Origin of the sequence: Bradyrhizobium agreste (assembly GCF_016031625.1) — a bacterium.
GTDB lineage: Bacteria > Pseudomonadota > Alphaproteobacteria > Rhizobiales > Xanthobacteraceae > Bradyrhizobium > Bradyrhizobium agreste.
On the sequence record NZ_JACCHP010000020.1, the window covers coordinates 75,959 to 101,387 of the forward strand.

Genomic DNA, 25,429 nt, shown 5'->3' on the forward strand with positions numbered 1-25,429 from the left:
CGCGCTTTTTTGTTGCGTCAGGTGCGCGCGTCAAAGCTCTCGCGCTTCCAATTCGGCCTGCTATATATTCCTAGAATGTTTCCAGATCTGACCAGCTTCGCCCCCATCCAGCGCATCGTCATCGACGATCGCTCGCGGCTGCCTGGCCGGTTCTTCGGACGCTTCGCGACCTCGGCAACGTCAGAGCTTAGCCGCGCAGCCTGAAGGCTGCGCTGACGATTTTGTTGCCCGCGCGCTCTGCCGCGCTCATCGCTGACACACATTCTTCGGAGCTCAAGCTCATGTCCAAGCCGACCACCCTGTACGACAAGATCTGGAACGACCACCTGGTGCACGAAGCCGAGGACGGCACCTGCCTGATCTACATCGACCGCCATCTGGTGCACGAGGTGACCTCGCCGCAGGCGTTCGAAGGCCTGCGCGCCACGGGGCGCAAGGTCCACGCGCCCGAGAAGACGCTCGCCGTCGTCGACCACAACGTGCCGACCACCGACCGCACCAAACCGAATCCCGACCCTGAAAGCATCGAGCAGATCAAGGCGCTGGCCGAGAACGCCCGGGAATTCGGCATCGAATATTACAACGAGTTCGACAAGCGCCAGGGCATCGTCCACGTCATCGGCCCCGAGCAGGGCTTTACGCTGCCCGGCACCACCATCGTCTGCGGTGACAGCCACACCTCGACGCATGGCGCGTTCGGCGCGCTCGCCCACGGCATCGGCACCAGCGAGGTCGAGCACGTGCTGGCGACGCAGACGCTGATCCAGAAGAAGGCCAAGAACATGCGCGTCACCGTCGACGGCAAATTGCCCGACGGCGTGACCGGCAAGGACATCATCCTCGCCATCATCGGCGAGATCGGCACCGCCGGCGGCACCGGCTACGTGCTGGAATATGCCGGCGAGGCGATCCGCGCGCTCTCGATGGAAGGCCGCATGACGGTCTGCAACATGTCGATCGAAGGCGGCGCCCGCGCCGGCCTGGTTGCGCCGGACCAGAAGGCGTTCGACTTCCTGCGCGATCGTCCGAAGGCCCCGAAAGGCGCGGCCTGGGATGCGGCGATGCGCTATTGGGAGGGCTTGCGTTCCGACGAGGGCGCGCATTTCGACCACGAGCTGCGCCTCGATGCTGCAAAGCTGCCGCCGATCGTGACCTGGGGCACCAGCCCTGAAGACGTGATCTCGGTGACCGGCATCGTGCCCGACCCCGACAAGATCGAGGACGAGGCCAAACGCATCTCCAAGCACCGCGCGCTGAAATATATGGGCCTGACCGCCGGGACGAAGATCACCGACATCAAGCTCGACCGCGTCTTCATCGGCTCCTGCACCAACGGCCGCATCGAGGATTTGCGCGCCGCGGCGAAGATTGCCGAAGGCAAGACTGTCTCCGCCAACGTCAACGCCATGGTCGTGCCGGGCTCCGGCATCGTGAAGGAGCAGGCCGAAGCCGAGGGCCTCGACAAGATCTTCATCAAGGCCGGCTTCGAATGGCGCGAGCCGGGCTGCTCGATGTGCCTTGCCATGAACCCGGACAAGCTGAAGCCGGAAGAGCGCTGCGCCTCGACCTCGAACCGCAATTTCGAGGGCCGCCAGGGCTTCAAGGGCCGCACCCATCTGGTGTCGCCGGCGATGGCGGCTGCGGCGGCGATCGCGGGTCACTTCGTCGACGTCAGGGACTGGCGCTAAGCTACTTCCTGCAATTGTAGCGATCGCGGCAAAGCGTCGTTAATCGGCGGCGCCGACAGTGTCCTCGCGACGGTTTCGCGAGGACACGTCATGGCCAACAAGCCGGAATATGTCGATCTGATCAGCGAGGCCACGCGCCAGCACCGGCGGCGCGCGGCGCCATTGCGCATCGTCGCCAAGCCGGAGGTCGAGGAGACCTCCAAGCTCAGCCGCTGGCCGCCGGCGATGTTTCGGCAGTGGAAGGTCGAGACGCTGATGCGGTGGAAGGCTTCGTCTTGGAAGCTGAAGGATTGGCCGTAGCCGCATTCTCCGTCATGCCCGGGCTTGTCCCGGGCATCCACGACCTTTCATCACGTCACCGAGAAACGTGGATGGCCGGGACAAGCCCGGCCATGACGCTGTTCGAATAGTTCACATCACCAATACCGATACGGATAGTGCCAGCGCGGCCAGCGGCAGACGCGGCGCGGGCCGTAATAGGTCCAGATGATCCGGCAGCGGCGCGGATAGTGGTAGTAGGGATAATAGCCGCCGACATAATAGCGCCGGTGGAAGTGGCGATAGCCGTAATGGGGGCGATAGCCCCAGTGGTGGTGATGGCCGCCGTAGTGACGGAAGCCGCCGTAGCGCATGCCGCCGCCGCGAAAGCCGCCGATATGTCCGCCGCCACCGCGGAAACCTCCGCCGTGAAAATGCCCGCCACCATGTCCGCCGTGCCCGCCATGGCGAACCTGCGTGACGAGATCGTCGGTTGCGGCCTTCGTCACCGGCGACGTCGCCGGGTTGATCAAGCTCAGCGCTTCAGCGCGACGCGCGCTGCCGGCCGACAGCATCAGCGCCGCGGCGGCCGCAAGCCCAAGCAGGCGCATCGGGCTCGCCCGACGACCCAACATCCTCAGCATGAAATCCTCCCTGAATCCGGACAGCAGAGCTGCGACGTCTCGGCCGCGCCATTGCCGTTCAATTGCAGTCGCTCCCACGATTAAATTGCGGACAGCGATGTGAATGCGCCATGAATGAACGAGACGCGGCGATACGACGCCGTGCCGCGACGAAAGGAATTTTGCAGATGACTGTCTACGCCATTGCGCAATTGAAGATGACGGACCGCGCCGCCTATGACCGCTATCAGGCGCGGTTCTTCGACGTGTTCAGGAAGTACAATGGACGTCTGCTCGCCGCCGACGAACAGCCGCGCGTGCTCGAAGGCGCCTGGCCGCATGACAAGCTTGTCATGATGTCGTTCCCCGACGAGGCCGCATTCCTCGCCTTCTCGACCTCGCCCGATTACGAAGAGATCTCGCGCGATCGCAAGGCGGGTGCGCAGGCGACGGTGCTGCTGGTGAAGGGATTTACGCCGGCGGTCTAAGGCGGCGCCTTACCAGAAGGGCCCGTAGCTGAAGACGAAGGGTGCGGGCACGCGGTAGGGATAGGGACGGTATTGGACGGGCCGCGCGTAGTAGCGCGGATCACGGCGTACGGCAGGCCGCGCGATGTCATAGATCCGCGCGTGTCGTCGCACATCGAACACCGCGATCCCCGCCGACGCCTCCGGGATCGTCGCCCTTGGCGCGGCGGACGCGCAAGGCAGCCCGGCGACAAGCGCGGCGGCAACGGCCAATGCGATCCATCTCGCCATCACGACCCTACCGCGGAGCTCGCTGGCGCGGGCATCGACGGCGTCAGCCCCGGCGCCAGTAGCAGCTCACGCGCGGCACGATCACCGTGCCGCTCGGCCGGTACTCCTGCACATAGGTGGCGTTGCAGACGCGGACAGCGTCCGGGCCGGGATTGTAGCGGGGATAGACGCCGTCCGGGCTGTAATAGGGCGTGACGCGCAGGCGCGCCGGGGGCCGTTTGCGCGGCGGGGGAATATCGTCCGGCGAGACCAACTGGGCCATTTGGATTCCGGAACTGGCGGCCTGCGCCTCGGCGCCAACCCAAAACTGCGAAAACAACCCCATGCACAGTAGAGTCAGCGCTGTTTTCGCTCGCATTTTTCCGCCCACCTGAAACGTCCCGTTGAGGTCCCACGCTCCCCGTTTTGGCGGCGCCCGTCAACCTCGCCGCGCTTATAATGCGGGATGCATCGCCGCGGAACCCGCGGTATGAGGGTCTCATGTGGACGGACTTGAAAGCCCCTTCGCTCGCCGAGATGGAAGCGATGGCCCACGACGTGTTCGAGCGCCTGCCGGCGGAGTTTCGCAGTCTCTGCCAGGGCGTGATCGTCCGTGTCGACGACTTCCCGACCGAGGAGGTCCTGGACGAGATGGAATGCGAGAGCGAGTTCGACCTGCTCGGCCTGTTCCAGGGCATCGGCCTGCCCCAGCAGAGCTTTGGCGACGTGGCGCGGCTGCCCAACATGGTCTGGCTCTACCGCCGCCCGATCCTGGACTATTGGGCCGAGCACGACGAAAGCCTCGGCCACATCGTCCGCCACGTCCTGATCCACGAGATCGGCCACCATTTTGGCCTTTCGGACGACGATATGGCCGCGATCGAGGCCAAGGCGGAGTAAGCGGTCTCGGTTCACCTCTCCCCAGCGGGGAGAGGTCGATTTGCGCCAGCAAATCGGGTGAGGGGGTGCTGCCCCAAGTGACACCGTAACCCCTCACCCGGCGCTACGCGCCGACCTCTCCCAAGGGAGAGGTGAAATCCCGATGCCGGGCCAGTTCGGCCTCACCCTCTAAGGCAGACGAGATCTGCCCATTTCGGCCTAGGATTTCCGGCTCGATCGCGATAAATACGCCTTCCCTGAACCAGAAAGCGCAACCATGGACAAGTTCACCACGCTGGAAGGCGTCGCGGCGCCGCTGAAGATCATCAATGTCGACACCGACATGATCATTCCGAAGCAGTACCTCAAGACCATCAAGCGCACCGGCCTTGGCAAGGGGCTCTTCTCCGAGCAGCGCTACAAGGACGACGGCAGCGAGAATCCGGACTTCGTGCTCAACCAGCCCGCCTATCGCAATGCGAAGGTGCTTGTGGCCGGCGACAATTTCGGCTGCGGCTCGAGCCGCGAGCACGCGCCCTGGGCGCTGCTCGACTTTGGCATTCGCTGCGTGATCTCGACCTCGTTCGGCGACATCTTCTACAACAATTGCTTCAAGAACGGCATTCTGCCGATCCGCGTGTCGCAGGAAGACCTCGACAAGCTGTTCGACGACGCCGAGCGCGGCGCCAATGCGACGCTGACGATCGACCTGCCGAACCAGGAGATCCGTGGGCCCGACGGCGGCAAGGTCAAGTTCGAGATCGACCCGTTCCGCAAGCACTGCCTGATCAACGGCCTCGACGACATCGGCCTCACCATGGAGAAGAAGGCCTCGATCGACTCCTACGAGGACAAGCTCAAGCGCGAACGCGCCTGGGCCTGATCGCGGATTTTCGTTGGAGCCCCGGTGCGATGCGCGCCGGGGCTTTTTTCTTTGTCCTGATTATCGCCTTATGACGTCCCGCATGCTGCCCGAGATCGTCACCTTCTGGCATGGCCCGATGGATGCGCTGCGCCAGACCTGTCTGCGCTCGCAGCTGGCTGCCGGTCACAAGGTCACGGTTTACAGCTTCGATCCCATTCCCGCCCTGCCCGCGGGCGTCGCGAATGCCGAGGCCGAGGCGATCCTGCCGCACGCGTTCTCCGAACGCCTGCGGCCGCCGCAGCCGGACGGCAGCTGGCGCGACTGGACCATCCTGCAGTTCAGCGATTTCTTCCGCATGAAGCTGATGGCGAAGGGCCTCGGCCTCTGGCTCGATGCCGACGTACTGCTCTTGAAACCCGTCGAGATCGATCCGGCAAAGCCGTACTTCGCCTGGGAGCGGCCGCGCCAGCTCGGCAATTCCGTGCTCTATCTGCCGCCCGCGCACGGCATCGTCGCCGCGTTCGAGGAGCTGATGGAGCAGGAGGAGCTGACGCCGAACTGGCTGTCCGTGCGTCATCGCATTACTTTCATGATGCGGCGCCTGCGCGGCGGCTCGAACAGGCTCTCGGATATTCGCGTCGCGATCTACGGGCCCGCGGCACTCACCGCGCTCGCGCGGCGTACCGGTGAATCGAGATGCGCGCTGCCGAAGCAGTCGTTCTACGCCGTGCATGCCGAGCCGAAACTGTTCTTCGATCCCTCGAGCTATCTCGGCCTCGTCACCGACCCTGCCATCATCGGCCTGCACATCTCGCCGAAGGGCCGCGGCGGCGAGAAGCCGATTCCCGGCAGCCTGTATGCGTGGGCGGCGGAGCGGTTTGGGTAGCTCTCCTTTACCTTGAACGATCACATCGCAGCGTAAGAGGTCGTCATGCCCGGGCTTGTCCCGGGCATCCACGTTCTTTGCACTGCGCAGCAAGGCGTGGATGGCCGGGTCAAGCCCGGCCATGACGACGTGGAAGGACTTGCGCCCTCCCTGCGATCACATCGTGCCCGTCCCGGACACGCTGCAGCGCGTCCGGGACAGGAGAGCCACGTCCTTGCCGTATTCCCTGTTTGATCCAGCGCAACGCGCCCCTGCATCATTGTGCTTATCTCGTTCCAAGTTCGACGTCCGAATGGAGCTTTCCATGAGCACCGCAACCAGGCCCTATCCCATTGTCCAGGATCTCATCGAGTCCTTCGCGAGCTGGCTGAAGCACCGCCGCGAGATCAACGAGATGCGGCAGCTCGACCGCGCCGATTTCGACCGGATCGCCAATGATCTCAGGATCGCGCCCGACGATCTGGAGGAGCTGGTCCGTCATGGCCGCCACGCCGCCGACGAGCTGCCGAAGATGCTTGAGCAGCTCGGCATCAGCGCCGATGCGCTCGGCCGCGCGCAGCCGCTCCTGCTGCGCGATCTCGAGCGCGTCTGCTCGCTCTGCAATCACAAGGGACAGTGCGACCGCGATCTCGCTGACGGCACCGCCGCGGAGAACTATCACGGCTATTGCGCCAACGCCTCGACGCTGGAGACGCTCGAGCGGGCCGAACACCCGCCGCGGTGAGGCGGCGCGGAAGATTTCGCCCGCGGCGCTGCCTTGGATCTGGGCATGGTCCGCTGTACCGCTGATAGCGGCGTATAGCAGATGTCCTCAGAGGTCAGCGCCGGGCCAAGGGCAGACGCACGCGTTGCCGCTACGATCACTTCGCGGGCACCTCGCGAGCGGCAAAGATCTCGAATAGTATGATGTATGCAAGACCTGTTTGCGCGACGACAGGTCTCCGCAATTGTCCGCGCTTGATCTCGACGAGTGGCTCTGTTTGGATGGTCGTCCTTCGGACATTCGTATTTCGGATAATCATGGCAAATGAAATAGCTCGATACCGTCGTTCATTGGGTGTTCGTTCACAAGTAAGCATCGGGACCGTTCACCGCGCGGGTATCGGGAATCGGCTACTGGCAGCGTTGCCGCCGGCGGATCTCGCCTTGCTCACGCCCCACTTCCAAAAGGTCTCGTTCGAACCCGATGCCGTCCTGGTGCGATCGGGCGATGAGCTCGACCCGGTCTATTTTCCCCATAGCGGCGCAATCGCCTTCATGCTCGATATGCCGGACGGGCAAACGGTCGCGACCACCTTGATGGGACGGGAAGGCGCTTTGGCCTCGTTCTCCGTGCTCGGCCCGTCGCCTTCATCCGTGACCGCGATTGCCCGCATAGCCGGAACTGCATCGGTGATTTCCGCCGCCAAATTTCGCGCTGCCCATGCGCAAAGCGCAGCCATCAGGAACGTCGTGCAGGTCCACGCCCGCGCGGTGTTATTGCAGCTCCAGCACGTAGCCGCTTGCAACGCGCTGCACCGGGTGGATGGCCGCATGGCGCGATGGCTCCTGCAGCTTCACGACCGCGTGCCCGATGACCGGCTTCCGGTGACGCAGGAGGCGCTTGCGCAACTGCTTGGGGTGCGACGGACGACAGTAACTCTGACGATGAGCAAGCTACGCGAGGTCGGCGCGGTCCCGGCCGACCGGCGCGGGTTTCTAGAGATCGATCGGGCGCGGCTCGAGAAGGTCGCATGCGATTGTTATGCGCTCATGCAGCGCACGATCGATCGCATGTATTGCGAGGAATTGGCCACAGCGTCCCCGGCTCCTGGCGAACGGAAGATTGCCGTTTGTCGCGGAAAAGCGGATATCGCTTTTTCGAGCTGACGCCTCAGCCCTTCGCCATCGCCGCGATCGCGTCCGCGATCGCGATGGTGCGGCGGGCCATGTCGGCGTGCAGGCGCTCCACCATCGCACCGTCCAGGCGGATCGCGCCGCGGGCGGCGTTCTCCGGCAGTTCGAACGCCGCGATGATCTTTCGCGCGCGGGCGACCTCCTCTTCCGGCGGGGTGAAGATGGCGTTGCAGGCGTCGATCTGGGAGGGGTGGATCAGCGTCTTGCCGTCGAAGCCGAGGTCGCGGCCCTGCGCGCATTCGGTGGCGAAACCGTCGGAATTGGCGATGTCGCTGTAAGGACCGTCGAGGATCTCGAGACCGTGGGCGCGGCTCGCCAGGATGCAATGGGTGATCATCGGGATCATCGCGGCGCGGCCCGGCAGCATCCTGATCCGCGTCTCGCGCGAGATGTCGTTCGGGCCGAACACGAAGCCCGAGAGGCGGCTCGATGGATCGCGCCCCGCCGCGGCCAGTTCCTCGGCGTGCAGCACGGCGCGCGCGGTCTCGATCATGGCCCAGACCTTCACGGTCGGCGCGGCGCCGAGCTCGGCCAGCTTGCGGCCGATGGCGTCGAGATCTTCGACGCTCGAAACTTTTGGAACCAGGATGCCGTCCGGCGACGCCTTGGCGGCCATGGCGGCGTCATCCGGCCACCAGGGCGTGTCGAGCCCGTTGGTCCGGATCAGGACCTCGCGCCGGCCAAAACCCTTGGCGGCGATCGCCGCCGCAATGCCGTCGCGCGCCGCCGCCTTGGCCTCCGGGGCGACGGAATCCTCGAGGTCGAGGATCAGGCCGTCGGCGGGGAGATTGCGCGCCTTTTCCAGCGCGCGCGGGTTGGATCCGGGCATGAACAGATGGCTGCGGCGCGGGCGGGTCATGCTGGCGTTCCTTCCTGGTCTGTCGTCCGACCCCAGCCGATAGCACTTGGCCTGCCCATTCGAAAGGCTTGTCGGCTTTGGCGGTATGTGGTTAGGCATGGGCCATGGTGACATTCCCGAAGCAATTGCTGGACGGCTACAAGGCCTTCGCCACTCAGCGGCTGCCGACCGAGCAAAACCGCTACCGCGAACTCTCGGTCAAGGGGCAGTCACCCGAGACCATGGTGATCGGCTGCTGCGACTCCAGGGTTTCCCCCGAGGTGATCTTCGACGCGGGGCCGGGCGAGCTCTTCGTCGTCCGCAACATCGCCAATCTGGTGCCGACTTATCAGCCTGACGAAGGCGCGCACGGCGTCTCGGCAGCGCTGGAGTTTGCGGTGACGGTGCTGAAGGTGAAGCACATCGTGGTGCTCGGCCACGCCCAATGCGGCGGCATCCGCGCCTTCATCGACAAGATCGAGCCGCTGACGCCCGGCGACTTCATCGGCAAATGGATGCAGATGTTCATCAAGCCGGGCGAGGTGGTCGAGCAGCGCGAGCACGAGACCATGGCGCAATTCGTCGAGCGCATCGAGAAGGCCGCCGTGTTCCGCAGCCTGGAAAACCTGATGACCTTCCCATTCGTGCGCAAGGCGGTGGAGAGCGGGCAGATGCAGACCCACGGCGCCTATTTCGGCGTCGCGGAGGGGTCGCTGTTCGTGCTGGACAAGGCGACCAAGGAATTCAGGAACGCACGCGAGGCATAGCCCGCGCGCCGGTCGGCAGCGCGGCTTGTCCGCAAGGCGCGCGCGCTTGCTCACCTGACGAAATAGGGCATATCGGGGGACTGCAAATCGTGCGTGACGAATGGCGGACAGGCGCCTGGTTCGCTAGAGTGCCGTCCATTCGCCACTCGCCCTTTGCTTCATCATGCTGATTCTTGCCATCGATACTGCGCTCGAAGCCTGCGCGGCCGCCGTTCTCGACACCGATGCCGGCGAGCTGCTCGCGCGGGAATCGCAGCTGATGAAGCGCGGCCATGCCGAGGCGCTGATGCCGATGATCGCGCGCGTGATGCAATCGGCCGGCCTTGCCTTCACCTCGCTCGACCGCATCGCGGTCACCGTCGGGCCCGGCAGCTTCACCGGCCTGCGCGTCGGCATCTCGGCGGCGCGGGGTCTTGCGCTTGCGGCGAAACGGCCGGCGGTCGGGCTGACGACGCTGTCGGCCTATGCCGCCGGTGTCGTCGGCCAGAGCGGAACGGCGCCGGTGATCTCCGCGATCGATGCGCGGCACGATCACGTCTATTTCCAGATCGTCGCCGGCGACGGCAGCCAGCTGGTGCGCCCCTGTGTTGCCTCCATCGACGCGGCGATCGCGGCCGCGCAATTCGGCGCGCCGCATCTGGTCGGCAATGCCGCCGGGATCCTCGCCGATCGCTGGCCGAAGGACGGACCGCAACCTGTCGCGGTCGACGCGCAGCCCGCGCCCGACATCAGCTGGGTTGCCTGGCTCGGCGCGGCGGCCAATCCCGATACCAATCCGGCGCGGCCGTTCTATCTGAAAGCGCCCGACGCCAAGCCGGCGGCCCAGACGCCGCTCGCAGTACAAGCCGCGACCTCATGATGGGATGGCTGTCGCAGTGGTGGCGCGGCGGCACCGCCGCCGTCGAGCCCGCGACCATGCGCGATGCCGCGCGCCTCGCGCAGCTGCACGGCGCCGCCTTCGCGCACGGCTGGGGCGAAGGCGAGTTCGAGCGCATGATGAGCGAGCGCAACACGCTGGTGCATCGCCTGCGGCTCGGCCGCAAGACGATCGGCTTTGCGGTGTCGCGAATCGGCGCGGACGAAGCGGAAATTCTCTCGATTGCGGTGGACGGGGCTTATCGCGGCCGCGGCCTCTCCCGCACGCTGCTGATGACCCATCTCGGCCACCTCGCCGGGCGCGGCGTGCGCACGATATTTCTGGAGGTGGAGGAGAACAACCAGCCGGCGCGGCGGCTTTACGATCGAGCCGGATTCGTGGTGGTCGGGCGCCGCGATCGCTACTATAAACAGCCCAACGGGGAACAATTGAACGCCCTTCTGATGCGACGTGACTTGGCGTAACATCGGTGGCAGAAAGCGCCCGCCAGGCAGACAACGCTATGACCACACTGAAACATTCTTCTGCATCCAAGGCGTCCGATATCGAGGCGCGCTGCGCCGCAACGGGCATGCGCATGACCGAGCAGCGCCGCGTCATCGCCCGCGTGCTGGCGGAAGCGATCGATCATCCCGATGTCGAGGAACTGTACCGGCGCTGCGTTGCGGTCGACGACAAGATTTCGATCTCGACGGTCTATCGTACCGTGAAACTGTTCGAGGACGCCGGCATCATCGAGCGCCACGATTTCCGCGAGGGCCGCGCGCGCTACGAGCAGATGCGCGACAGCCACCACGACCACCTGATCAATCTGCGCGACGGCAAGGTGATCGAGTTCACCTCGGAGGAGATCGAGAAGCTGCAGGCGGAGATCGCCCGCAAGCTCGGCTATCGTCTGGTCGATCACCGGCTCGAGCTCTATTGCGTCCCGCTCGACGACGACAAGCCGACGAATTGATGAACCTACCATTCGGCGCGCTCTCTTCACCTCTCCCCGTTGGGGAGAGGTCGATTTGCGCAGCAAATCGGGTGAGGGGGCACAGGTCCCACGAGAGAGCGAAACCCCTCACCCGGCGCTTCGCGCCGACCTCTCCCGATGGGAGAGGTTGCACCGCCCGTGCGATGAACTGAATGCCCATCGACCTCATCATCTTCGATTGCGACGGCGTGCTCGTGGACAGCGAGGTGATCTCCTGTCGTGCACATGCCGATGTGCTGACGCGGCACGGCTATCCGATCACGTCGGAGCAGGTGTTCGCGCGCTTCCTTGGCCGCTCGACAAAGCAGGCCAATCTGGAGATCGAGACCGAGCTCGGCCGCAAGCTGCCCGAGGCCTATCATGGCGATCTGCAGGACGAGCTGTTCCGTTCGTTCGAGGCCGACCTCGAAGCGATCCGCGGCATCCACGACGTGCTCGATGTCGTCACGCAAGCCGTCTGCGTCGCCTCGAGCGGCTCGCACCAGCGCATGCGCGTGAGCCTCGGGAGCACCGGGCTGCACGAGCGCCTCGCGCCAAATATCTTCTCGGCCTCGCAGGTCAAGAACGGCAAGCCGGCGCCGGACCTGTTCCTGTTCGCGGCGAGCCAAATGGGGGTGCCGCCCGAGCGCTGCGTCGTGATCGAGGACAGCCTGGCCGGCATCGCCGGCGCCCGCGCCGCCGGCATGACCGTGTTCGGCTTTTACGGGGGCAGCCATTGCCGCGACGGCTATGCCGAGACGCTGCGCCAGGCCGGCGCCGACCTGCTCTTTGCCGACATGCATCAGCTGCCGGAGCTGGTGCGGCGGGTCGAGGCGGACGCTCTGGCTGGCTGATTGTTGCCCCGGACCGTCATTCCGGGGCACGCGCGCGCGTGAACGGCGAAATCCGGAGGTTTTGGCGCGAGATTCCGGGTTCGCGCTGCGCGCGCCCCGGAATGACGGCGCAAATGGCCGCATTCGCTGGATTTTCGGCCCTCCAGCCTATATCTGAGGACCGTCCTCCACCTCCATTTCGGGTTCCATGACGCCGCCGCGCAAGCTGCACATCAAATCATATGGCTGCCAGATGAACGTCTACGATGCCCAGCGCATGGTGGACACGCTGGCCCCGGAAGGATTCGTGGAGACGGCGAGCGCGGAGGATGCCGACCTCGTCATCCTCAACACCTGCCATATCCGCGAGAAGGCCTCGGAGAAGGTCTATTCCGAGCTCGGCCGCCTGCGCCTCGCCAAGGACGAGGCTGCGCGTGCAGGCCGCGCGATGCAAATCGCGGTGGCGGGCTGCGTGGCGCAGGCCGAGGGCGAGGAGATCGTGCGCCGCGCGCCCGTGGTCGACGTCGTGGTGGGCCCGCAGAGCTATCATCATCTGCCGGAGCTGTTGAAGCGCGCCGACGACGAAGGCCGCGCGATCGAGACCGAATTTCCGGCCGAGGACAAATTCGGCTTCCTGGCCCAGCCCAAGCCCGATGCGATCCGCGCGCGCGGCATTTCCGCCTTCGTCACCGTGCAGGAAGGCTGCGACAAGTTCTGCACCTTCTGCGTCGTGCCCTACACGCGCGGCGCCGAAGTCTCGCGCCCGGTGGCGAAGATCGTCGACGACGTGAAGCGGCTCGCCGACAACGGCGTGCGCGAGCTCACGCTGATCGGACAGAACGTCAACGCCTATCACGGCGAGGGGCCGGACGGAAAAACCTGGCCGCTCGGCCGATTGCTCGAACATCTGGCGGCGATTCCGGGGGTCGCGCGGCTGCGCTATTCGACCAGCCACCCCCGCGATGTCGACGACAGCCTGATCGCGGCCCATCGCGACCTCGGTGCCCTGATGCCGTTCGTGCACCTGCCGGTGCAGTCGGGCTCGGACCGGATTTTGGCGGCCATGAACCGCAAACATACCGCCGATGATTACCGGCGGGTCATCGACCGTTTCCGTACCGCACGCCAAGACATTGCTTTCTCATCGGATTTCATCGTCGGCTTTCCGGGCGAGAGCGAGCAAGATTTTCTCGCCACCCTCGCGCTTGTCACGCAAATCGGCTACGCTGCGGCCTATTCGTTCAAATACTCCGCCCGGCCGGGAACGCCGGCCGCGGACATGCAGGAGACGGTGTCCCCCGCCGAGATGGACCAGCGATTGGAGCGGCTCCAGGAACTGATCGACAGCCAGCAATCGGCCTTTAACAAGGCCGCGATTGGCTCAACGGTCGACGTGCTGTTCGAGCGTCCGGCGCGCAAGCAGGGCCAGATCGTGGGCCGCACCGCCTACCTCCAGCCCGCCCATGTGATGGCCCCGCCCGACATCATCGGACAGATCCTGCCGGTCAGGATCGACAGCCTCGAGCGCTACAGTTTTCTCGGCGAGCTCGTAACGCCGCGCAAGGCGCGCGAGCCCGCTTTATCGCAAGCCAGTGGAGCCTGAACCCTTGCCCAAAAGCGCATCGGATTCGTCTTCGTTCGCTCCCAGCCGCAAATTTGACCGCGACATGCAAGTTCCGCCCGAGACCCAGGTCGTCATCGACTTCGACGACAACCGCGCCGCTTCCGCGCTGGTCGGCCCGTACGGCCAGCACCTGGCGCAGATCGAGCGGCGGCTCGGCGTCGTGGTCGATTCCAAGGGCAACCACATCACGATCGGCGGCACCCGCGACGGCTGCGACGCCGCGCGCCGGGTGCTGGAGATGCTCTACTCGCAGGCCGTGAAGGGGCAGGATCTCGACCAGGGCGAGGTGGAGGGCGCCATCCGCGCCGTGATCGCGCAGGGCTCGCTGTTCGAGTTCGACGCCAAATCGGCCAAGTCGACCTTCGACAGCATCAATTTGCGCAAGCGCCCGGTGCGCGCGCGCACGGCCGCGCAGGATTCCTATATCCGCGCGTTGAAGCGGCACGAGCTGGTGTTCGGCATCGGTCCGGCCGGCACCGGCAAGACCTGGCTCGCCGTCGCGCATGCCGCGCAGCTGTTCGAGCGCAAGGAGGTCGACCGCATCATCCTGTCGCGTCCGGCGGTGGAAGCCGGCGAGCGGCTCGGCTTTCTGCCCGGCGATCTCCGCGAGAAGGTCGATCCTTATCTGCGGCCGATCTATGATGCGCTCTACGACCTCATGGACGCACGCATCGTCGAGCGCGCGCTGCAGACCGGCGAGATCGAGATCGCGCCGCTCGCCTTCATGCGCGGCCGCACGCTGACGAACGCCGCCATCATCCTGGACGAGGCCCAGAACACCACGTCGATGCAGATGAAGATGTTCCTGACGCGTCTCGGCGAGAACAGCCGCATGATCGTCACCGGCGATCCCTCGCAGATCGACCTGCCGAACGGCCAGACCTCGGGCCTGGCCGAGGCGACCCGCCTCCTGAACGGCGTCGAGGGCATCGCCCAAGTTCATTTCAAGGCGGAGGACGTGATCCGCCACGAGCTCGTGGCGCGGATCGTCGCTGCCTACGAAGGGCCGCCGCAGCGGTCGGCTACCGGTCAATCCTGACGAGGTAACACCGGACCAAAGAGGGCGCGAGCACGGCGCCCCTCGTCCGAAACAACACAATGTCCCACTCCAACCTTCCCATGACCGAGGTGCTCGTCGTCGCCGATTGCTGGCAGCGCGAGCCCGATTCTGAAGCCGTGATCCAGCGCGCACTGGCGGCGGCCGCCGAGAGCGTCGAGGCGGACGTTGCCGACGCGGAAGTGGCCGTGATGCTGACCGATGACGCCGGCATCCGCACGCTCAACAGCAATTGGCGCGGCATCGACAAGCCGACCAACGTGCTGTCGTTCCCCGCGCTCCAGCCCGAGGGCGCGCGGAAGCCGGGCGATGCGCCGCGCATGCTCGGCGACATCGCGATCGCCTACGAGACCATGCGGCGCGAGGCGGACGAGGAACACAAGCCGTTCGACCATCATCTGAGCCACCTCGCCGTGCACGGCTTCCTGCACCTGATCGGCTACGACCACGACAACGACGACGACGCCGAGGAGATGGAAGCGCTCGAAACCGAGATCCTCGCCCATCTCGGCATCCCCGATCCCTATGCCGACCGCCCGGGGACGCACTGAGATGCCGGATTCCGAGCCTATCCACGACAATCCCCGCACCACCGCCAACCTGCCGGCCGTGGTGACGCCGGGCGAGGTGCTGCGCCCGAGCGCAGAAAGCTGGCTGCTGCGCGCCATCCGCACGCTGTTCGGCTGGAGGGCGGGCTCGGTGCGCGACGACCTCCAGGTCGTGCTCGACGCCTCGACGCCCGACGACACCGGCTTCTCCGCGGTCGAGCGCACCATGCTGCGCAACATCCTCGGCCTGCACGAGCGCCGCATCGCCGACGTCATGGTGCATCGCGCCGACATCATCGCCGTGAAGCGCGACATCCCGCTCGGGGAGTTGATGGACCGCTTCGAGAGCGCCGGCCATTCGCGCCTCGTGGTCTTCAACGAAACGCTCGACGATCCCGTCGGCATCGTCCACATCCGCGACCTGCTCGCCTTCATGACCGCGCGCGCCCGCGTGTCGGAAGCCACCAAGACCAAGCGCAAGAAGCCGCTGCCGGCCGGGCTCGATTTGCGCGCGGTCGATCTCGCGCTGCCGCTTCACGAGGCGCACATCATCCGCAAGCTGCTCTACGTGCCGCCGTCGATGCGGGCGATCGACCTGCTCGCGCAGATGCAGGCCTCGCGCATCCATCTGGCGCTGGTGGTGGACGAATATGGCGGCAGCGACGGGCTGGTCTCGATCGAGGACATCGTCGAGCAGATCGTCGGGGAGATCGACGACGAGCACGACAGCGACGAGCCGCCCTCGATCGTACGCCTGCCCGACAACGCCTTCATCGCCGACGCCCGCGCCAGCCTCGACGACGTCCGCTCCGTGATCGGCGAGGATTTCGTCACCGGCGAGGCCGGCGAGGAGGTGGAGACGCTCGGCGGCTATCTCGTCAGCTTCGTCGGGCGCCTGCCGGTGCGCGGCGAGGTGATCTCCGGCCCCGGCAATTACGAGGTCGAGGTGCTCGATGCCGATCCGCGCCGCGTCAAGCGGCTGCGCATCGCGACGCGGAAGGAGCGCCCGGCGCCCCGCACCCAGCGCGAGAGCCGGCGGCGTGACGCCACGCCGGAGAGCGGACAAGCGCCGGCCAGCGACACGCCGACATCGCCACCGCGCGACGGGGCCGCCCCGCAGTGAGCCCATCGCAGCGCCTTCGGCAAATTGCGCTTGCCATCATCCTCACCTGGGGATGGCAGCGCGCCATCATCGCCATGGGGTGCGGAGCGCTGTCGGTGCTGGCGCTGGCGCCATTCAACCTGTTTCCGGTGCTGTTCATCACCTTCCCGGTGCTGGTCTGGCTGATCGACGGCGCCGGGGCCGGCCGCTATGGCGGCGTCCCCGCCGCCGCCCTGACCGGATACTGGTTCGGGCTCGGCTATTTCGTGCCCGGCCTCTACTGGATCGGCTACGCCTTCTTCGTCGAGGCCGACACATTCGCCTGGCTGACGCCGTTCGCGGTGCTGGGCCTGCCGGCCTATCTTGCGATCTTCACGGCGATCGGCTTTGCGCTGGCGCGCCTGCTCTGGAGCAAGAACGCCACGCGCGTGCTGGCGCTCGCAGCGAGCCTCACCATCAGCGAATGGCTGCGCGGCCATGCGCTGACCGGCTTTCCCTGGAACACGTTCGGCTATGCGCTGTCCGAGCCATTGCCGCTGGCGCAGACCGCCTCGCTGATCGGCCTGTGGGGCATGACGTTCCTGACAATTGCGATCTTCGCGAGCCCGGCAACGCTGATCGACCGCACGCCCGATCGCCGCCTGCTATGGCGGGTGCCGGCCGCGGCCCTCGCGCTCCTCTTCGTCATGAGCATCTTCGGCGCTATCCGCCTGTCGCTGCATCCGACCACGACCCTATCCGGCGCCAAGTTGCGCCTGATGCAGCCCAACCTGCAGCAGGACGCGAAATTCAACTACGCCGCCAAGCCGGAGGTGATGAAGAAATACCTTGCACTGTCGGACCGCGCCTCCGGCCCGCAATCGACCGGCGTGCGCGACGCCACCATCCTGATCTGGCCGGAATCCGCCTTTCCGTTCTTCCTGACCCGCGAAGCCGACGCTATGGCGCAAATCGCCGATCTCTTGCCGAAGGGCACCGTGCTGATCACCGGATCGGTCCGTGCGCCCGATGTGCCGCGAGGCACGCCGATCACGCGCGCCTACAACTCGATCTACGTCATCGATCACGACGGCAGCGTGCTCGCCGTGTACGACAAGCTGCATCTGGTCCCGTTCGGAGAATTTCTTCCCTATCAGTCGTTGATGGAGAAGCTCGGTTTCGAGCAACTGACGCGTGTGCGCGGCGGCTTCATTCCAGGGACCGTGCGGCATGCGCTCCCCGTCGCCGGCGCGCCGCCCGCACTGCCGCTGATCTGCTACGAGGCGATCTTTCCCGGCGAAGTGGCGGGACGGAGCGAACGTCCGGGCTGGATCGTGAACCTCACCAATGACGGCTGGTTCGGCATCTCGACCGGCCCCTACCAGCACCTGGAGCAGTCGCGGATGCGCGCGATCGAGCTCGGATTGCCGCTGGTCCGCTCGGCCAATACCGGCATCTCCGCAGTGATCGATCCGGTCGGCCGCACCACTGCGAGCCTCGGTCTCGGCCTCGAAGGCATTTTGGACGCAAACCTGCCGGCCGCGATCCCACCGACCGTTTATGCACGGTTGGGTGATGCGCCCGCAGCCATGCTCGTCGCGGTGGCCGTGCTGTTGGCGGTCCGCCGACCAACAGGCAAACGCAAGCCCTGATCGCACCGCCGCCGCAGCGGCCGGAATCCTTTGACAACCGTAGTCCCACGGTTGACAGACTGCACGCAGGCTCCCCATTCTGCACCAGCTGCGAAAGACAGCGGTACGTTGCTAAATTTCTCCGCAATGTTTCCCAATAACAGGGTTCTGGTTTTTGACGATGTTGCACCCGAGGCATGTTTGATCATTGCGCTGAAGGTGGTTCTTGGAGGGCTGAGGAAATGTCGAAAGCGCCCAACCCTGTTGACAAATATGTCGGCAGTCGCGTGCGCATGCGCCGCATCATGTTGGGCATGAGCCAGGAAAAGCTCGGCGAAGCTTTGGGCCTGACTTTCCAGCAGATTCAGAAGTACGAGAAGGGCACCAACCGGGTCGGTGCGAGCCGCATCCAGCAGATCGCCGAGATTCTCCAGGTGCCGGTGTCCTTCCTGTTCGAGGGCGGCCCGAGCGGCGTGCCGGGACCGGAAGGCTTCAGCGAAGGCGCCTCGCCCTCTTACGTCTCGGACTTTCTCGCCACCTCCGAAGGGCTCGCTTTGACCAAGGCGTTCACGCGAATCGCCGATTCGAAGATGCGCCGCTCGATCGTCGATCTCGTCGAGCAGATTGCGGCCCGCGAAGGCCCCGACAAGCGCTGAACGCCATCTCAACGGCGATTTGAGACTGCATCAAATCTGGCCTATGTCGTCATTGACGACCGCGCTTTGATGCGCGTCCGCTTCGATGATGCGATTCAAAGGCACAGATGCGTCCATGACCGGCTCCAATTGGTTCGATCCGCAAACTATTCTCGATGGCATCCGCCGCTGGGTGGAGATCGAGACGCCGACGGAAGCACCTGAACAGGTCAACAAGCTGGTGTCCGTGGTCGCGGAGCAGTACCGCGATCTGCCCGTCACGCTGGAACGCATCGCCGGCACGGACGGCTGCGGCGACCATCTCGTGGCGCGCACGAATTGGGGGCAGGATCAGCCGGGCATCCTGGTGCTGAGCCATCTCGATACCGTCCATCCCATCGGCTTCATCGAGCGCCTGCCGTTCAAGGTCGAAGGCGACGTCGCGTTCGGTCCGGGCATCTACGACATGAAGGGCGGCGCCTACATCGCGCACCACGCCTTCCGCGCGCTTTGCGCGACGGGCGATCGCCCGCCGCTCGGCATCACGCATCTGTTCACGTCCGACGAGGAGATCGGCAGCCCGACGTCGCGTGCGCTGATCGAGACGGAAGGGCGCAAGGCCAAATATGTGCTGGTGACCGAGCCGGCGCGCGACGGCGGCAAGATCGTCACCGGGCGCAAGGGCGTCGGGCGCTTCCGGGTGTCCATCAAGGGGGTGCCCGCGCATGCCGGCTCGCGGCCCGAAGACGGCCGCAGCGCCGTCCGCGAGCTCGGCAACATCATCCTGGCGCTGGAAGGAATGAACGATCTGGCGCGCGGCGTGACCGTCAATGTCGGCGTGGTGCGCGGCGGCACGCGTCCCAACGTCACGCCCGAGGACGCCTATGCGGAAGTCGACCTGCGCGTCGTGAGCCTCAGGGACGCAGACGAGTTCGTCGGCAAGATCCTCGGGCTGAGATCGAAGACCGACGGCGTCACCGTCACGGTCACCGGCGAGCTCAACCGGCCGCCTTACGAGAAGAGCAATGCCGGCGCCTCGCTGTACGAGCATGCCAGGACGCTCGCCAGCGAGATCGGCTTGGAGCTGATCGACACCCATACCGGCGGCGGCTCGGACGGCAATTTCACCGCTCCCTTCACCGCGACGCTCGACGGGCTCGGCGTCGACGGCAAGGGTGCACACACCCATTATGAGCAGCTCTATGTCTCCTCGCTCGCACCGCGCGCGCGGCTGCTTCATCGGCTTTATCAGACGCTGCGATGAGCGAACGTAAATCAAGCCACGACCGCGACGACAGCGAGCGCGCCTTCTTCGGGCGCCGCAAGGGCCACAAGCTGAGGCAACACCAGGCCGGATTGATCGAGCAGCTGCTGCCGCATCTTGCCCTCGACATCGACCGCAAGGCGCCGGCGGACGCCCGCGACATCTTCGATCCCGCAAGCAACGACGTCAGGCTCGAGATCGGCTTCGGCGGCGGCGAGCATCTGGCGGCCGAGGCGCAAAACTTTCCCGCCACCGGCTTCATCGGCTGCGAGCCCTATGTCAACGGGATGGCCAAGATCCTCGCGCAGATCGAGGCGGCCAACATCGGCAACATCCGCCTGTTCGCGGGCGATGCCGCCGAGCTACTCGCCTGGCTGCCCAGGGAGTCGCTGTCGCGGATCGACCTGATCCATCCCGATCCCTGGCCGAAGCGGCGACACTGGAAGCGGCGTTTCGTCCAGGACCGCACCATCGCGGCGATGGCGCGCGTGCTCAAGCCGAACGGCGAATTCCGCTTCGTCTGCGACATCGACGATTACTGCGCCTGGACCTTGTTGCATCTTGCGCGCTCGCCCGACTTCGTCTGGCTCGCCGAACGCGCCGACGATTTCCGGCAGCCATGGCCGGGCTACACCATGACGCGCTACGGCCGGAAGGCCGCGCGCGAGGGGCGCAAGGCGGCGTACTTGCGGTTTCGGCGGGTGTAACTTTTCGCGCGATCCATCCGCAGTCGTCATGCCCGGGCTTGTCCCGCCTGCGCGGCCGAAGCCGCTTCGGCAAGGCGAAGGCCCGGGCATCCACGCACTTTCTTCCCGTGGGACGAAGAACGTGGATGGCCGGGACAAGCCCGGCCATGACGGTGAGACCTGAACTTTGATCAGATCGTCTGCCGATTGCGCCAGAAATTCACGACGCGTTCGGCGGTCGTCGGCATCAGGCGCGTGAAGTTGATGCGGGCGGCCTCGATGTCGGCATCGGCCGGCGTGCGGTTCGAGCCGTACCAGAGCAGGATCAGCGCGCGCACTGTGGGCCAGCCGAGGTTCAGCACGCGGCCGAGGAGCAGCAGCGGATCGTAGCGGTCGCCCGCGAGGAGACGGTCAAGGATCTGGAGGCGAACGCCCGACATCGCCGAGAGCGCGGCGACCGATTCCTCGTATTTATGCGCCTTGGCGAAACCGAGCAGCGCGCTCTCGCCGAGATGGCCCTCGCGATTCAAGGTCAGCACCGTGCGCTGTGCCGCGGAGAAATCGCGGCGCGGGCCCGGCGGCAGCGCGGCCTCCTCGATCGCCGCCATCGCGCGCTTGATCTCGGCCTGGCGCACGGGATTGACCATGGTGGAGAGCCGGCGGCGGATGACGTCGAGCGTCCCGTCCAGCAGCTGCTTCAAGTGCTCGCCGGAAAGGTCGTTGCGCTGGCCGATCTTCAGCGTCAGCACGCCGTCCTGCGCCGCGCGCTTGATCATCTCGGAATAGCTTCCTGGCGAGAACGCCGCACCGGCATTGCCGGCGGCACGGCGCACCACGTCGCGATCGCCGCGCTCGACCAGCACGTCGGTGACGGCGGGAGACAAAGCAGGACGCTCCGTCATCGCCAGCAGATGGCCCTGGCCCTTCAGGCGCGCGATCTCGACCAGAGCCGCCTCATCGAGCACGGGCGAGCGGCGCAGCACGGGGCCAGCCACCATGATCTCGTTCTCGCGCGCGAGCTGATTGACGAGATGCGGCGGCGCGTTGTTGAGGCGCGAGAAGCGCTCGGCCAGATCGACGCGCGAGGCGAGCTCGGCATGGGGCACGAGATCGATCAGGAGATTGTCGAAGAGATCGATCAGCTCGGGGCGGAGCTTGTCCGCATCCCGAAAGAACAATTGGGAGATGGCACGCGCGATCTCGCCGCGGCGGCGCGGATCGCCGCGCTTGACGATATCGTCCAGTCCAGGAATGAGCGACGTGGCAACGGTCATGAAAACGCAACTCGAACGGGGCACGCCGCGGGTGCGCCCTTGGTTCAAGCCGCCCCACAATCGGGGAATCTAGGCCGGCTTGATGAAGGAAGCGTTGAACAGGGTCCGCAGACGGGCGCAAAAAGGCCCGTTCCCGCTGCAATGGGCCTTGTCCGGGGTGTGGGAAAGCGCTATATCAGCGCCAATTCATCTTCTCATACGATCCGCGTAGTGAGAGTGGGCCCGCAAGGACCCGCTCTTTTTTATTACCTGAACGCGGCTTGGCGGGAGATGCGCCCGACGCGTCGTCGGGAAAGTTCCGAAGCGGGCTTTGAAATCGTAACCAAGCCTTAACCATCGAGCGCCCTGACCCTGGACATGACCGAACCGAACCCTGGTTCCAAGGATGCCGAATTGCTGGCCGAGCCGCGGCTCGTGGTCGAGCCCGGCGTCGCGGCACGGGTGTCCGCGGTGGCCACTCCCGTGCTGCAGGGCATGGGCTACCGCCTGGTCCGGATCCGCGTTTCCGGGGAAGCCGGCTGCACCGTGCAGATCATGGCCGAGCGGCCGGACGGCTCGATGCAGATCGAGGATTGCGAGGCGATCTCGCGGGCGCTGTCGCCCGTGCTCGACGTCGCCGATCCCATCGACCGCGCCTATCGCCTCGAGATCTCCTCGCCGGGCATCGACCGTCCGCTGGTGCGCCGCTCCGATTTCGAGCGCTATTGCGGGCATCTGGTCAAGATCGAGATGGCGGTCGCGCATGAGGGGCGCAAGCGCTTCCGCGGCACGCTCGGCGCGGTCGAGGGCGACCGCGTGCATCTGCGTCGCGACGATGCCAAGGCTGGCGACGATGCCGACGTTCTCCTGACGATGGAGGATATCGGCGAGGCCCGGTTGGTGCTGACCGACGAGCTGATCGCCGAATCCATGCGCCGCGGCAAGGCCGAGGCGCGCGAGATGCGGCGCAATCTCGGTCTCGAGCCGCCGCAGGCACCGCACGCCAGGATCAGCGAGAAGACCACCAAGAACACCAGGCCGAAGAAGAAGCCGGCCCCGACCAACACGAAGAAACATCGCCTTGCCGCCGAACGCGCGCGGCGCGGCGAGATCGAGCCTGACCAAGGAGACTAGCCATGGCAGTCAGCGCCAACCGACTTGAATTGCTTCAGATCGCGGACGCCGTCGCACGCGAAAAGTCGATCGACCGCGGCATCGTCATCGCGGCGATGGAGGACGCCATCGCCAAGGCGGCGCGGGCACGTTACGGCAGCGAGACTGACGTTCATGCCGAGATCGACCCGAAGAAGGGCGAGCTGCGGCTGTCGCGCCATATGCTGGTGGTCGACAAGGTTGAAAACCATGCCAACCAGATCTCGCTGGTGGACGCGCAGCGCGCCAATCCCGGCGCCCAGGTCGGCGACACCATCGCCGACACCCTGCCGCCGCTGGAATACGGCCGCATCGCCGCACAATCGGCCAAGCAGGTGATCGTGCAGAAGGTGCGCGAGGCCGAGCGCGACCGGCAGTACCAGGAATTCAAGGACCGCATCGGCGACATCGTCAACGGCGTCGTCAAGCGCGTCGAATATGGCAGCGTGATCGTCGATCTCGGCCGCGGCGAAGCCATCATCCGCCGCGACGAGATGCTGCCGCGCGAGGTGTTCCGCAACGGCGACCGCGTCCGCGCCTACATCTTCGACGTGCGCCGCGAGACGAGAGGCCCGCAGATCTTCCTCTCCCGCACCCATCCGCAGTTCATGGCGAAGTTGTTCGCGCAGGAAGTGCCGGAGATCTATGACGGCATCGTCGAGATCAAGGCGGTGGCCCGCGATCCGGGCTCGCGTGCGAAAATCGGCGTGATTTCCCGCGATTCCTCGGTCGATCCGGTCGGCGCCTGCGTCGGCATGCGCGGCTCGCGCGTGCAAGCCGTGGTGAACGAGCTGCAGGGCGAGAAGATCGACATCATTCCCTGGTCGCCCGACATCGCCACCTTCGTCGTCAACGCGCTGGCACCGGCGGAAGTCTCCAAGGTCGTCATTGACGAGGACCGCGAGCGCATCGAGGTCGTGGTGCCAGACACCAACAACCAGCTCTCGCTCGCGATCGGCCGCCGCGGCCAGAACGTGCGCCTGGCTTCGCAGCTCACCGGCTGGGACATCGACATCCTGACCGAGCAGGAGGAATCCGAGCGCCGCCAGGCAGACTTCGAGAACTCGACCCGCGTCTTCATGGAATCGCTCAACGTCGATGAGGTGGTCGGCCAGCTCCTGGCGTCCGAAGGCTTCACCTCGGTCGAGGAGCTCGCGATGGTCGACGTCAAGGAGCTCGCGGGCATCGAGGGCTTCGACGAGGAGACCGCGCAGGAGCTGCAGAACCGCGCCCGCGAATATCTGGAGCAGCAGGAAGCCGAGCTCGAGGCGAGGCGCAAGGAGCTCGGCGTCGAGGACGCGCTCAAGGACGTGCCCGGCGTGACCTCGAAGATGCTGGTGAAGTTCGGCGAGAGCGACATCAAGACCGTCGAGGACCTCGCCGGCTGCGCCACCGACGATCTGGTCGGCTGGACCGAACGCAAGGAAGGCAGCGAGCCGACCAAGCACGCCGGCGCGCTGGACGGCATCGACATCTCCCGTGACGACGCCGAAGCGATGATCATGCAGGCCCGCGTCAAGGCCGGCTGGATCACCGAGGCCGATCTCGCCAAGCCCACTGAGGAGGCCGAGGCGACCGAAGATCAGCCGGCTTAAGGCGTGTTCAGCAAAAGTGGAGACCGGTTTTGCGTAAAGAACACGCGACTTAGAAGGCGAAGGAGGATGTCGCCCGGATGCTCGCCAGCACTGACAGCGAACTCGACCATGGGCCGCGGACCGAAAGGTCCGCGACCATGCGCATGTGCGCGGTCAGCCGCGAGGTCCGGCCGATCGACGAGCTGATCCGCTTCGTCGTCTCGCCTGACGGACAATTAGTTCCCGATCTCAAGCGCAAGCTGCCCGGCCGCGGCATGTGGCTCACCGCCTCCCGCAAGATGGTTGCGGAAGCGGTGCGGCGTCACCAATTTAGCAAAGCCTTCAAGCGCGAGCTGCGCGTCCCTCAGACGCTGCCCACCGACATCGAGGCGCTCCTGGTCCGGAGCGTGACCGAAGCCCTTGGGATCGCCGCCAAGGCGGGTCAGGTCGTGGCCGGCTTCGGCAAGGTCGAGAGCGCCCTTCGGGAAGGAACGGTCGAGGTCCTGATCCATGCCAGCGACGGGGCCGCGGACGGAATCCGCAAATTGGACATGCTGGCGCGTCAGAATGCCGGGAATCGCGGTGCTAAGGCGCAGATTCCCGTCGTCACCGCTCTGAAATCGATAGAATTGGATTTGGCACTGACCCGGTCAAATGTGATACATGCTGCCCTGCTCGCGGGCCCGGCGAGCAAGTCATTCCTGTCACGTAGCCAGATCCTGGTCCGATACCGGATGGCGGACGACGACAAGACTGTCGAAAAACCCGGCCAGGATTTCTGAGAGACAACGACGGCCCAATTGGATGGTGCGGCAACGC

29 protein-coding genes are annotated in these 25,429 nt (G+C 65.6%); 24 read left to right on the forward strand and 5 right to left on the reverse strand.

The genetic code is table 11. From position 1 onward, the window contains the following. Positions 1-281 precede the first annotated feature (281 nt). Together leuC and HZZ13_RS26420 are read left to right on the forward strand one after the other, a co-directional pair. Positions 282-1,688, forward strand: a complete 1,407-nt coding sequence (leuC, locus tag HZZ13_RS26415) for a 3-isopropylmalate dehydratase large subunit (protein WP_197962425.1) — start codon at positions 282-284, stop codon at positions 1,686-1,688. 90 nt (positions 1,689-1,778) lie between these two features. After that, a complete protein-coding gene (locus tag HZZ13_RS26420) occupies positions 1,779-1,988 on the forward strand; it encodes a hypothetical protein (protein WP_197962426.1) in 210 nt (69 codons plus the stop codon). A 116-nt stretch (positions 1,989-2,104) separates the two neighbouring features. On the opposite strand, the gene HZZ13_RS26425 is transcribed toward HZZ13_RS26420, so the two are convergent. Next, on the reverse strand, positions 2,105-2,590 hold the full coding sequence (locus HZZ13_RS26425; protein WP_197962427.1) for a hypothetical protein: 486 nt from the start codon (positions 2,588-2,590) through the stop codon (positions 2,105-2,107). Between the two features lie 167 nt (positions 2,591-2,757). Here HZZ13_RS26425 and HZZ13_RS26430 point away from each other — a divergent pair, with 167 nt between their 5' ends. Next, a complete protein-coding gene (locus tag HZZ13_RS26430) occupies positions 2,758-3,057 on the forward strand; it encodes a DUF1330 domain-containing protein (protein ID WP_197962428.1) in 300 nt (99 codons plus the stop codon). A 9-nt stretch (positions 3,058-3,066) separates the two neighbouring features. Here the strand turns inward: HZZ13_RS26430 and HZZ13_RS26435 are convergent, their stop codons facing one another. Next, positions 3,067-3,327: a hypothetical protein gene (locus HZZ13_RS26435; protein ID WP_197962571.1), complete on the reverse strand. Its 261-nt coding sequence runs from the start codon at positions 3,325-3,327 to the stop codon at positions 3,067-3,069. 43 nt (positions 3,328-3,370) lie between these two features. Next, positions 3,371-3,652, reverse strand: coding sequence for a hypothetical protein (locus HZZ13_RS26440; protein WP_197962572.1), 282 nt, complete (start codon positions 3,650-3,652; stop codon positions 3,371-3,373). Positions 3,653-3,807: 155 nt separating this feature from the next. On the opposite strand from HZZ13_RS26440, the gene HZZ13_RS26445 reads away from it, so the two are divergent. The 5 genes from HZZ13_RS26445 (at position 3,808) to HZZ13_RS26465 (ending at position 7,805) form a co-directional block, all read left to right on the forward strand. Continuing rightward, a complete protein-coding gene (locus tag HZZ13_RS26445; RefSeq protein ID WP_197962429.1) occupies positions 3,808-4,206 on the forward strand; it encodes a metallopeptidase family protein in 399 nt (132 codons plus the stop codon). 256 nt (positions 4,207-4,462) lie between these two features. Further along, positions 4,463-5,068, forward strand: coding sequence for a 3-isopropylmalate dehydratase small subunit (gene leuD / locus HZZ13_RS26450; RefSeq protein ID WP_027573022.1), 606 nt, complete (start codon positions 4,463-4,465; stop codon positions 5,066-5,068). 82 nt (positions 5,069-5,150) lie between these two features. Beyond that, on the forward strand, positions 5,151-5,936 hold the full coding sequence (locus HZZ13_RS26455; RefSeq protein WP_197962573.1) for a glycosyltransferase family 32 protein: 786 nt from the start codon (positions 5,151-5,153) through the stop codon (positions 5,934-5,936). Between the two features lie 304 nt (positions 5,937-6,240). After that, on the forward strand, positions 6,241-6,660 hold the full coding sequence (locus tag HZZ13_RS26460) for a hypothetical protein (RefSeq protein ID WP_197962430.1): 420 nt from the start codon (positions 6,241-6,243) through the stop codon (positions 6,658-6,660). A 296-nt stretch (positions 6,661-6,956) separates the two neighbouring features. Next, complete coding sequence (locus tag HZZ13_RS26465) at positions 6,957-7,805, forward strand: Crp/Fnr family transcriptional regulator (protein WP_376707081.1); 849 nt, start codon at positions 6,957-6,959, stop codon at positions 7,803-7,805. Positions 7,806-7,809: 4 nt separating this feature from the next. On the opposite strand, the gene HZZ13_RS26470 is transcribed toward HZZ13_RS26465, so the two are convergent. Continuing rightward, positions 7,810-8,691 (reverse strand): HpcH/HpaI aldolase/citrate lyase family protein, encoded by an 882-nt coding sequence (locus HZZ13_RS26470; protein WP_197962431.1) that lies wholly within the window; start codon positions 8,689-8,691, stop codon positions 7,810-7,812. A 104-nt stretch (positions 8,692-8,795) separates the two neighbouring features. Here HZZ13_RS26470 and HZZ13_RS26475 point away from each other — a divergent pair, with 104 nt between their 5' ends. The 13 genes from HZZ13_RS26475 (at position 8,796) to trmB (ending at position 20,652) form a co-directional block, all read left to right on the forward strand. Then, the gene (locus tag HZZ13_RS26475; RefSeq protein ID WP_197962432.1) at positions 8,796-9,437 is read left to right on the forward strand and encodes a carbonic anhydrase; all 642 of its coding nucleotides are present in this window, start codon (positions 8,796-8,798) and stop codon (positions 9,435-9,437) included. Positions 9,438-9,600: 163 nt separating this feature from the next. Beyond that, positions 9,601-10,296 (forward strand): tRNA (adenosine(37)-N6)-threonylcarbamoyltransferase complex dimerization subunit type 1 TsaB, encoded by a 696-nt coding sequence (gene tsaB / locus HZZ13_RS26480; protein WP_197962433.1) that lies wholly within the window; start codon positions 9,601-9,603, stop codon positions 10,294-10,296. Next, positions 10,293-10,778 carry a ribosomal protein S18-alanine N-acetyltransferase gene (gene rimI, locus HZZ13_RS26485; protein WP_197962434.1) on the forward strand — a complete coding sequence of 162 codons (486 nt, stop codon included), beginning with the start codon at positions 10,293-10,295 and terminating at the stop codon, positions 10,776-10,778. Before tsaB ends, rimI begins: the two co-directional genes overlap by 4 nt. 38 nt (positions 10,779-10,816) lie before the next feature. Next, positions 10,817-11,272: a Fur family transcriptional regulator gene (locus tag HZZ13_RS26490; protein WP_124162454.1), complete on the forward strand. Its 456-nt coding sequence runs from the start codon at positions 10,817-10,819 to the stop codon at positions 11,270-11,272. 173 nt (positions 11,273-11,445) lie between these two features. Next, on the forward strand, positions 11,446-12,126 hold the full coding sequence (locus HZZ13_RS26495; RefSeq protein WP_197962435.1) for an HAD family hydrolase: 681 nt from the start codon (positions 11,446-11,448) through the stop codon (positions 12,124-12,126). A gap of 187 nt (positions 12,127-12,313) precedes the next feature. Next, positions 12,314-13,708: a tRNA (N6-isopentenyl adenosine(37)-C2)-methylthiotransferase MiaB gene (gene miaB / locus HZZ13_RS26500; protein ID WP_197962436.1), complete on the forward strand. Its 1,395-nt coding sequence runs from the start codon at positions 12,314-12,316 to the stop codon at positions 13,706-13,708. 64 nt (positions 13,709-13,772) lie between these two features. Further along, entirely contained in the window at positions 13,773-14,768 is a 996-nt protein-coding gene (locus tag HZZ13_RS26505) for a PhoH family protein (RefSeq protein WP_197962437.1), read from the forward strand. 59 nt (positions 14,769-14,827) lie between these two features. Then, complete coding sequence (gene ybeY, locus HZZ13_RS26510; protein ID WP_197962438.1) at positions 14,828-15,337, forward strand: rRNA maturation RNase YbeY; 510 nt, start codon at positions 14,828-14,830, stop codon at positions 15,335-15,337. 1 nt (position 15,338) lies between these two features. After that, positions 15,339-16,457 carry a hemolysin family protein gene (locus tag HZZ13_RS26515; protein WP_246504563.1) on the forward strand — a complete coding sequence of 373 codons (1,119 nt, stop codon included), beginning with the start codon at positions 15,339-15,341 and terminating at the stop codon, positions 16,455-16,457. After that, a complete protein-coding gene (gene lnt / locus HZZ13_RS26520; RefSeq protein WP_197962440.1) occupies positions 16,454-18,067 on the forward strand; it encodes an apolipoprotein N-acyltransferase in 1,614 nt (537 codons plus the stop codon). The genes HZZ13_RS26515 and lnt overlap by 4 nt, the downstream gene beginning before the upstream one ends. Before the next feature lie 221 nt (positions 18,068-18,288). Then, the gene (locus HZZ13_RS26525; RefSeq protein ID WP_197962441.1) at positions 18,289-18,702 is read left to right on the forward strand and encodes a helix-turn-helix domain-containing protein; all 414 of its coding nucleotides are present in this window, start codon (positions 18,289-18,291) and stop codon (positions 18,700-18,702) included. Positions 18,703-18,787: 85 nt separating this feature from the next. Then, a complete protein-coding gene (locus HZZ13_RS26530; RefSeq protein WP_197962442.1) occupies positions 18,788-19,945 on the forward strand; it encodes a M20 family metallopeptidase in 1,158 nt (385 codons plus the stop codon). After that, positions 19,942-20,652 carry a tRNA (guanosine(46)-N7)-methyltransferase TrmB gene (gene trmB, locus HZZ13_RS26535; RefSeq protein WP_197962443.1) on the forward strand — a complete coding sequence of 237 codons (711 nt, stop codon included), beginning with the start codon at positions 19,942-19,944 and terminating at the stop codon, positions 20,650-20,652. The genes HZZ13_RS26530 and trmB overlap by 4 nt, the downstream gene beginning before the upstream one ends. A 170-nt stretch (positions 20,653-20,822) precedes the next feature. On the opposite strand, the gene HZZ13_RS26540 is transcribed toward trmB, so the two are convergent. Next, a complete protein-coding gene (locus HZZ13_RS26540) occupies positions 20,823-21,905 on the reverse strand; it encodes a DUF2336 domain-containing protein (protein ID WP_197962444.1) in 1,083 nt (360 codons plus the stop codon). A 357-nt stretch (positions 21,906-22,262) separates the two neighbouring features. Here HZZ13_RS26540 and rimP point away from each other — a divergent pair, with 357 nt between their 5' ends. The 3 genes from rimP to HZZ13_RS26555 all read left to right on the forward strand — a co-directional run bounded on the left by rimP (position 22,263) and on the right by HZZ13_RS26555 (position 25,392). Then, positions 22,263-23,018, forward strand: a complete 756-nt coding sequence (gene rimP / locus HZZ13_RS26545; RefSeq protein ID WP_197962445.1) for a ribosome maturation factor RimP — start codon at positions 22,263-22,265, stop codon at positions 23,016-23,018. 2 nt (positions 23,019-23,020) lie between these two features. Next, entirely contained in the window at positions 23,021-24,631 is a 1,611-nt protein-coding gene (nusA, locus tag HZZ13_RS26550; RefSeq protein WP_197962446.1) for a transcription termination factor NusA, read from the forward strand. Positions 24,632-24,708: 77 nt separating this feature from the next. Then, positions 24,709-25,392 carry an RNA-binding protein gene (locus HZZ13_RS26555; RefSeq protein WP_197962447.1) on the forward strand — a complete coding sequence of 228 codons (684 nt, stop codon included), beginning with the start codon at positions 24,709-24,711 and terminating at the stop codon, positions 25,390-25,392. Positions 25,393-25,429 lie beyond the last annotated feature (37 nt).